This is a genomic window from Protofrankia sp. Cj3, assembly GCF_917627355.1.
GTDB lineage: Bacteria > Actinomycetota > Actinomycetes > Frankiales > Frankiaceae > Protofrankia.
In genome coordinates, this window is sequence record NZ_CAKJTR010000006.1 from 26,140 (window position 1) to 30,079 (window position 3,940).

A 3,940-nucleotide genomic window follows, 5' to 3' on the forward strand; every position below is an offset into this window, starting at 1 on the left:
ACGCTTATGCGACCCGACCGGGTCGGTGACCCGCGGGCTGCCTGCGCCGCCGACACCCTGCGGGCCCACTATCCGGACGTCATGGTCGAGGCATGGGACCGTGACCTGTTCGACCCGCGCCTGCCCGGTCTCGTCGCCGCCTCGGACGTGGTCGTCGACGCCCGGCACAACTTCCCCGAACGTTTCCGGATCAACCGGATGTGTCTGGACCTGGGCGTACCGGTGGTCTTCGCGGCCATGAACACCACCGAGGCCCAGCTGCTCACGGTTACTCCTGGCGATCCATGTCTGCGCTGTGTGTTCGCGGATGGAGATCCGCAGTGGGATCCGCTTGGCTTCCCCGTGCTCGGCGCGGTCGCCGGGACCGTGGGGTGCATGGCCGCGATGGAAGTGATCAAGCTGATTGCCCGGTTCGGTGAGGGGCTGACCGGCAGACTGCTCTCCTTCGACCTGTGGGACATGGACTTCCGCTCGTTCGCCGTGAGCCGCGACCCGGATTGCGGCGATTGCGGGGCGTACCGGTCAGAGGTATACCAGATGTACCGCCGTGAGCCGACGCCGATCGGGGCCAGGATTGCCAGCCCAGGCGGCAGCGATGAGCCGTTCCAGCGATGACGATCTATTTTGACCACAACGCCACCACACCGGTTGACCCGCGGGTGCTGGCGGCGATGCTGCCGCTGTTCTCGGAGCAGTTCGCGAACGCCTCCAGCGGGCATGCCGCGGGCCGCGCCGTCGCCCGGCTCGTCGAGCAGGCCCGGGAGCAGGTCGCGACACTTGTCGGCACGAGCCGGCGCACCGTCGTGTTCACCAGCGGCGCCACCGAGGCGGCCAACCTCGCGATCCGCGGTGTCCTGGCTGGCGCGGAGCCGGGCCGTCGCCGCGTCCTGGTAGCGGCCACCGAGCATAAGGCCGTACTCGCGGCGGCGGCCGAGGCCGCGAGGACCCATCAGGGCACGGTCGGCTTCGTCCGGGTCCTGCCCGACGGCACCCCGGATCTCGGCCATCTTGCCGCGTCGCTGTCCGACGACGTCGTCCTGGTCGCGGTGATGGCCGCGAACAGTGAGACCGGCGCGATCGCGGACGTCCGGCGGGCCTGTCAGCTCGCGCACGGCGCTGGTGCGCTGTTCCTCTGCGACGTCACGCAGGCCGCGGGCAAGATCCCGGTGGCGCTGGACGCCTGGGGTGTCGACCTCGCGGTGCTGAGCGCACACAAGATCTACGGTCCCAAGGGAGTCGGCGCGCTCGTCGCCAGCCGGCGGCTGCAAAGCCGGCTGCCCCCGCTGATTGTCGGTGGCGGTCAGGAACGCGGCCTACGCAGCGGCACCACCAACAGCGCCGGCATCGTCGGCTTCGGGCAGGCCGCGGCGATCGCCGCGGCGGAACTGGGCACCGACGCCGACCGGCTGCGCCAGCTGACCACGCTCCTGCACCATCTGCTCGCGGAGAAGATCGACGGTATCGAGCTCAACGGCCCGGCCGTCACGCGGCTGCCGAACACGCTGAACCTGCGGTTCGCGGGCGCGGACGCCGACGCGGTCATGACGTCCATGCCTCAGCTGGCCGTCTCGGCGGGCAGCGCCTGCACGGGGCCGAGCAGCGAACCGTCGCACGTCCTGACGGCGATGGGGCGCACGCCCGCCGCCGCGTCGGAGAGCCTGCGGTTCAGCCTCGGCCGCCCCACGACCGAACAGGAGGTGCACGCCGCGGTCGGCCACGTGGTCAGCGCCGTCGACCACGTCCGTTGCCTGCGCGGCCTGCGCCCGGCCGGTCCCCAAGCAGCCGCCCGTGCCTGACGCTGGTTCCCCCACACGGCGGGCGGGGCCCGGACCGGACGCGGGCCGCCTCCTGCCCATGGCGGGGCAGGAGGCGGCCCGCGTCCGGGGCTTCGGGTACTCCGTGGTCGGTGCTGGCTGAGCTTAGGCGACGACGACGAAGGTGGAGCTCTGTAGCGAGGAGACATCGGTGTTGACGCCGGCGGTGACCTTGTACGACGCCACGATTTCCAGGACGTCGCCCTCGTCCGCCGCGACCCAGCCGGCGGGGAAGTGGACTCTTAGCAGATCGGTGCGCGGCGTGTTCACCTGGGGAGCGATCGGAACAGCGACGAGGGGCTTGTTGCTGACCAACACGTTGGCCTGGCTGAGGTTGACAACGGAGACGGATAGCGTGTAACTGTCCACGACCTCGTTCAGCCTGGAGCCGATCTCCACGTCCGCGACCACGTCGAAAGCAGCCCCTATCGTCACGGTGTCGACCGTGACGGACAGGTTGGGGTTTGTCGGGTAGACGGCTTTGATGTTGGCATCCCAGACACCGGCCATTGTTTACTCCTCGCTCTTCGAGCTGTCAGTGTTTCGGTCCGATGACGGCGGGCCGTGTGCACGTCCCGGCAGCATCGGAATGCTGGTGGGAAAGGTATTTATCGGACCAGAAAAACACATCTTCGCGGGTTGTTGGTGCGCTGGAGCGCGACTTCCCGGTTTCCCGGTTTCTCCTTGGTGGTAGCCGTTGGGTTTTAATCTAGCCCGCAATGGACTGCGCACTTTCAGCGCAGGCGAAGATTGGACGGTCCGCTTGGGTTGCTAATGAATTAACTGACGCTGTTGCGGACCCCGGGCCTGCACGGATGGTCCTTTGATGGCTATCGGGGGCCTGTCAGTACAGCAGATTTCCTGCTCTGTTGCCGCACTCGTACCTGCTCATACCTCCCCCCGTCGAGCGATGCGAGTAAGCACGGTTCCATCGTCGGTGTTCCGCAACGCGGACGTAGCGATGATGGAGTCATTTCTGTAGGTTCTCCGGGTGGCCGTGACGGACAGCCCGGCCGAGGCCACGAGCGTTGCGGCCTCGTGGGGAATGTATGCCAGGCGTTCCATCGACCATCGCGAGAATCTCGGTGAGAGGCGCTTGCTCTGTATGACCTGTCGACGGACAGCATAAATCCTAGCCGTATGGACCGGAAGGAGTTTTCTTGAAGTTGCTTAAAGTTATCGACAGCCGGGATGCGCATCCAGCGCGGGATGGTCTAGAGTTTGCGTAGTAGCAACATCATGTGACGTTCGCCTTGATGTATTGATTATTATTTTAATCGCTACGTCCGTTTTATGTAAGAATTTCCATGTTCCACGCTTTGTGGTCATCTTCAGAGTATGCGGCCTGACCCGGTGTGATCTGTTTTGCCACCAGTTTTCACCCGAAAGTGGGGCTGCTGGTTTCTTCGGGATCATCAAGATCTATTCATGCGGTGGATCCTTGTGGCTCGAGAAGCGAGCCGGTGTTACCAGCTGAGCTAAGTTACCTTGAGCAACCATTCTGCGTCGGTAGGCGAAACCCCGGCCAGGGACCGCCGTCGAGGCCGGTCGCACCAGCGCGGAAGCGGCCAGCTGGGCTCCGGCGGGGCCGCTCCCAGCGGCGGCGTGATGTTCTGAGATCGTGCCGGGTTGGGGCACCGTCGATAGCGAGTGATCTGCTCCAGGTCAGGACCGGACGTGGGGCGCCTGGTTCCGGCTGACCGTGTCGATGATCTGCGCGGTCGGGCCGACGACCAGGAGCTCGTCACCTGGGCGGAGCCGGGTGTGTCGAGTCGGCCGGTAGTTGGGCGCGCGATCGGTGCTGCCGTCGTGCGCGGACGACGTGGCGACCGCGAGCATGCGGGTCCCGGTCGACAGTTCCTGGAGGGTCGGGCCGTCCAGGCCACCACCGGCGGTCACGGTGATCCGGGCGACGAGGAAGGGCTCCCGGTCGACGTAGAAGGTGCTCACCACCTCGTAGTCGAGGGCGGCGCCGACGAACCACGGGGTGGCCAGGGCGGATGCGCTGCGGGCGGTGTGGATGGCGAACCTGCGTTCGGCTTCGTCGCCAAGGGTCGTGTCGAAGATGCGCAGCACCACTCGTAGCCCAGCCTCGTCGTCATTCCCGGTCCCGGTCCCGGTCCCGG

At 66.5% G+C, this 3,940-nt stretch carries 4 protein-coding genes; 2 read left to right on the forward strand and 2 right to left on the reverse strand.

Features of this window, described 5'->3' with window-relative positions; genetic code table 11:
* Both MJ783_RS01625 and MJ783_RS01630 read left to right on the forward strand, forming a co-directional pair.
* Positions 1 to 615 (forward strand): ThiF family adenylyltransferase (locus tag MJ783_RS01625; protein WP_239308107.1); only part of this gene is annotated, 615 nt, incomplete at its 5' end.
* Positions 612 to 1,796 (forward strand): cysteine desulfurase family protein, encoded by a 1,185-nt coding sequence (locus tag MJ783_RS01630; protein ID WP_239308108.1) that lies wholly within the window; start codon positions 612 to 614, stop codon positions 1,794 to 1,796. The genes MJ783_RS01625 and MJ783_RS01630, both read left to right, overlap by 4 nt.
* Before the next feature lie 123 nt (positions 1,797 to 1,919).
* Here MJ783_RS01630 and MJ783_RS01635 read toward each other — a convergent pair whose 3' ends face one another.
* Positions 1,920 to 2,324, reverse strand: a complete 405-nt coding sequence (locus MJ783_RS01635; RefSeq protein WP_239308109.1) for a hypothetical protein — start codon at positions 2,322 to 2,324, stop codon at positions 1,920 to 1,922.
* Between the two features lie 1,155 nt (positions 2,325 to 3,479).
* The coding region (locus tag MJ783_RS01640; protein WP_305039471.1) for a TrkA C-terminal domain-containing protein at positions 3,480 to 3,940 on the reverse strand (461 nt) is incomplete at its 5' end.